Source organism: Arthrobacter sp. SPT-J7, from assembly GCF_059089965.1.
This window is the reverse complement of record NZ_JBNHFF010000282.1, coordinates 1-3,662: the sequence shown is the minus strand read 5'-3', so window position 1 is coordinate 3,662 and position 3,662 is coordinate 1. Positions and strand designations below refer to the sequence as shown.

Here is a 3,662-nt window from a genome sequence, read left to right as displayed (position 1 = left end):
ACCTGCTCGAAGCCAACCTCCGCCTGGTGGTCTCGCTGGCCAAGCGCTACACCGGGCGCGGCATGCTGTTCCTGGACCTGATCCAGGAAGGCAACCTCGGCCTGATCCGCGCGGTGGAGAAGTTCGACTACACCAAGGGCTTCAAGTTCTCCACGTACGCCACCTGGTGGATCCGCCAGGCCATCACCCGTGCCATGGCAGACCAGGCACGCACCATCCGTATTCCGGTGCACATGGTGGAGGTCATCAACAAGCTGGCCCGTGTCCAGCGCCAGATGCTGCAGGACCTCGGCCGTGAACCTACGCCCGAAGAACTTGCGCTCGAACTGGACATGACCCCCGAAAAGGTCGTCGAAGTCCAGAAGTACGGCCGTGAGCCCATCTCGCTCCACACGCCCTTGGGCGAGGACGGAGATTCGGAGTTCGGTGACCTGATCGAGGACTCCGAGGCTGTTGTCCCGGCGGACGCCGTGAGCTTCACGCTCCTGCAGGAGCAGCTCCACTCCGTGCTGGATACACTCTCGGAGCGCGAGGCCGGAGTTGTGGCCATGCGGTTCGGCCTCACTGACGGACAGCCGAAGACTTTAGACGAAATCGGCAAGGTCTACGGAGTGACGCGCGAGCGTATCCGCCAGATCGAATCCAAGACCATGTCCAAGCTCCGCCACCCCTCCCGGTCGCAGGTGCTGCGGGACTACCTCGACTAGAAGCAGAACGCATCACAAGCGGCCCGCCGGCTGCCGTACCCGTAGCGGGGCGGTAACCGGTGGGCCGCTTTTTGCTGGTCCATTCGCGACGTCCGGGGTCCATTTACAGAAACAGAGATTAAAAAGATTGGGACCCCACCTTCCGGTGAGGTCCCAACAGCTTCAGCCAGGCTAGTCGATTTCTACGGCAGCCTTCTCGTGAAGCTTCCCCGTCTCATCGTGCCAGTCGGAGCTCAAGGGCTTGAGCGTTGCCTCAACTGCACGGGCGTGGTGGCCGCAGAAAAGCAGCTCACCGCCGGAGGACTCCAGTACAACCCGGACATATGCCTGAGCTCCGCAACGATCGCACCGGTCCAGTGCGTTGAGTGTGCGGTCTGCCACTGCTGTTGTCATGTCGGCCTCCTTAGTAGATCAGTACGTCTATATAACCAGCATTCGTAACAAAACCATCGCAAGGATGGGACAAGTTCGCTGTCCGCGTAGCCGCAAGAATGAATCAAGATCGCAGTACGGCCCCGGCGAGAGCGGCACGTGGCGCGGGGCACATGCGCCGGCAGGTGTGGCAGTCGGTACTGCCGGGCCTGGCCGACTACCCTAGGAAGAGCGATTTAAGCCCGCTGTTCCGTCCCTGAAGGAGTTCATCACCAGTGGCACCAAGCTCTGATTACACTGCCCGGCACCTGTCTGTACTGGAGGGCCTTGAAGCCGTCCGCAAGCGCCCCGGCATGTACATCGGTTCCACTGACTCCCGCGGCCTGATGCACTGCCTGTGGGAAATTATCGACAACTCGGTGGACGAGGCACTGGCCGGATTCGGCCACGACATCAAGATCATCCTCCATGCGGACAACTCTGTGGAGATCCATGACGACGGCCGCGGCATCCCCATCGACAAGGAACCGAAAACCGGGCTCACCGGCGTCGAGGTGGTCTTCACCAAGCTCCACGCGGGCGGCAAGTTTGGCGGCGGTTCCTACACTGCTTCCGGCGGCCTGCACGGCGTGGGTGCCTCCGTGGTCAACGCACTGTCCTCCCGCCTCGATGTTGAAGTTGACCGGGGTGGAAAAACGTACAAAATGTCCTTCCGCCGGGGTGAGCCCGGGCGCTTCAAGGACACCGGGTCCAAAATTGATCCGGCCGCGCCGTTTACAGCGTTCGTGGACGACTCGGTGCTGGACGTGGTGGGCAGGGCCAAGCGCGGCGTCACGGGAACCAGGATCCGCTACTGGGCAGACCGGCAGATTTTTACCCCGGACGCAAAGTTCTCCTACGAGGAACTCGCCGCGAGGGCCCGGCAGACGTCCTTCCTGGTGCCCGGCCTCAAACTGACGGTCCGCGATGAGCGCAAAGTCCCGGGAACACCCGGCGAGTCCGGACCCCACGAGGAGGTCTTCCACCACGACGGTGGCATCTCCGAATTTGTTGAATTCCTTGCCGCAGATCCCGCCGTCACCGATGTCTGGCGGCTGCACGGCTCCGGAAAGTTCAAGGAGACGGTCCCCGTGCTGGACGAGCGGGGGCACAGCCAGCTCGCGGAGGTTGAGCGCGACTGTGAGGTGGATGTGGCGCTGCGCTGGGGGATCGGCTACGACAGCACGGTTCGCAGCTTCGTCAACATCATCTCCACCCCCAAGGGCGGAACCCACCAGTCCGGCTTTGAGCAGGCCCTCGTCAAGACCTTCCGCAAAGCGGTGGAAAACAACGCCCGCAAGCTCAAGGCCGGCAATGACAAGATCGAAAAGGACGATATCTTCGCCGGCCTTACCGCCGTCCTGACCGTCCGCCTCGCTGAGCCGCAGTTTGAAGGCCAGACCAAGGAGATCCTGGGCACCTCGGCCGTGCGGGCGATCGTGGCCAAGGTCGTAGAGCGCGAGGTCAACGCCAAGCTCGCCTCCGCCCACAGGAACGACAAGGCACAGTCCGCCCTCCTCCTGGAGAAAATCGTGAACGAGATGAAATCACGCATCTCGGCACGTGTGCACAAGGAAACGCAACGGCGCAAGAACGCGCTGGAAACCTCATCAATGCCTACGAAGCTCGCTGACTGCCGTACGGACGACGTCGAGCGTTCCGAACTCTTTATTGTGGAAGGCGACTCGGCGCTGGGAACCGCCAAGCTGGCGAGGTCCTCGGACTTCCAGGCCCTGCTGCCCATCCGCGGCAAGATCCTCAACGTCCAGAAGGCATCCGTGGGGGACATGCTCTCCAACGCCGAATGCGCGGCCCTCATCCAGGTGGTGGGGGCAGGGTCGGGACGTAGTTTCGACATCGCCGCCGCCCGCTACGGCAAGGTCATCCTGATGACGGACGCCGACGTGGACGGCGCGCACATCCGTACGCTGCTCCTCACCCTTTTCTTCCGCTATATGCGGCCGATGATTGAGGAAGGCCGGGTCTTTGCCGCGGTCCCGCCGCTGCACCGGGTGGAAGTGATCAACGCCGGCCAGAAGGCCAACGACATGATCTACACTTACTCCGAAACCGAGCTGCACGTGCTGCTTGCCCGGCTGGCGAAGGAGGGCAAGCGGTACAAGGAACCCATCCAGCGCTACAAGGGCCTGGGCGAAATGGACGCTGAACAGCTGGCCGAAACCACCATGGATCCGCGGCACCGTACCCTTCGCAAGGTGGGGATCGAGAACGCCAAGCAGGCGGAAGAGATTTTCGACCTGCTGATGGGCTCGGATGTTTCGCCGCGCAAGGATTTCATCATCGCCGGCGCCGCAAGCCTGGACCGGGAACGCATCGACGCCTGACGGCAGCGGGAGCCGCCCCCATGCGGGGGAGACTGTGCAGAAAGTACGACGGCGCGCGTCAGGCCAGCAGGCCCGGCACCACCAGCAGGGCCGTCGGCAGGGCCAGCAGGAGGACGCAGCCTGCCAGCACCAGGCTGCGGACGGGGGCGGGCAGCTCCGGCTGCGGGGAGAGCAGCCGGCTGACGCGTGAGGCTGTGGT

3 protein-coding genes are annotated in these 3,662 nt (G+C 63.1%); 2 read left to right on the top strand and 1 reads right to left on the bottom strand.

All coding sequences use genetic code 11. The features are described 5' to 3' along the window. Positions 1–707 (top strand): RNA polymerase sigma factor (locus tag AC5RWX_RS31365; RefSeq protein WP_494100099.1); only part of this gene is annotated, 707 nt, incomplete at its 5' end. A gap of 171 nt (positions 708–878) precedes the next feature. Here AC5RWX_RS31365 and AC5RWX_RS31360 read toward each other — a convergent pair. Continuing rightward, complete coding sequence (locus AC5RWX_RS31360; RefSeq protein WP_013600696.1) at positions 879–1,100, bottom strand: DUF7455 domain-containing protein; 222 nt, start codon at positions 1,098–1,100, stop codon at positions 879–881. 254 nt (positions 1,101–1,354) lie between these two features. Here AC5RWX_RS31360 and AC5RWX_RS31355 point away from each other — a divergent pair, with 254 nt between their 5' ends. Next, a complete protein-coding gene (locus AC5RWX_RS31355; protein WP_494100098.1) occupies positions 1,355–3,463 on the top strand; it encodes a DNA gyrase/topoisomerase IV subunit B in 2,109 nt (702 codons plus the stop codon). The last annotated feature ends 199 nt before the right edge of the window (positions 3,464–3,662 follow it).

Coding starts and splice junctions, on each gene's coding strand:
- AC5RWX_RS31360 (WP_013600696.1), bottom strand. CDS start 1,100: ATGACAACAGCAGTGGCAGACCGCACACTCAACGCACTGGACCGGTGC.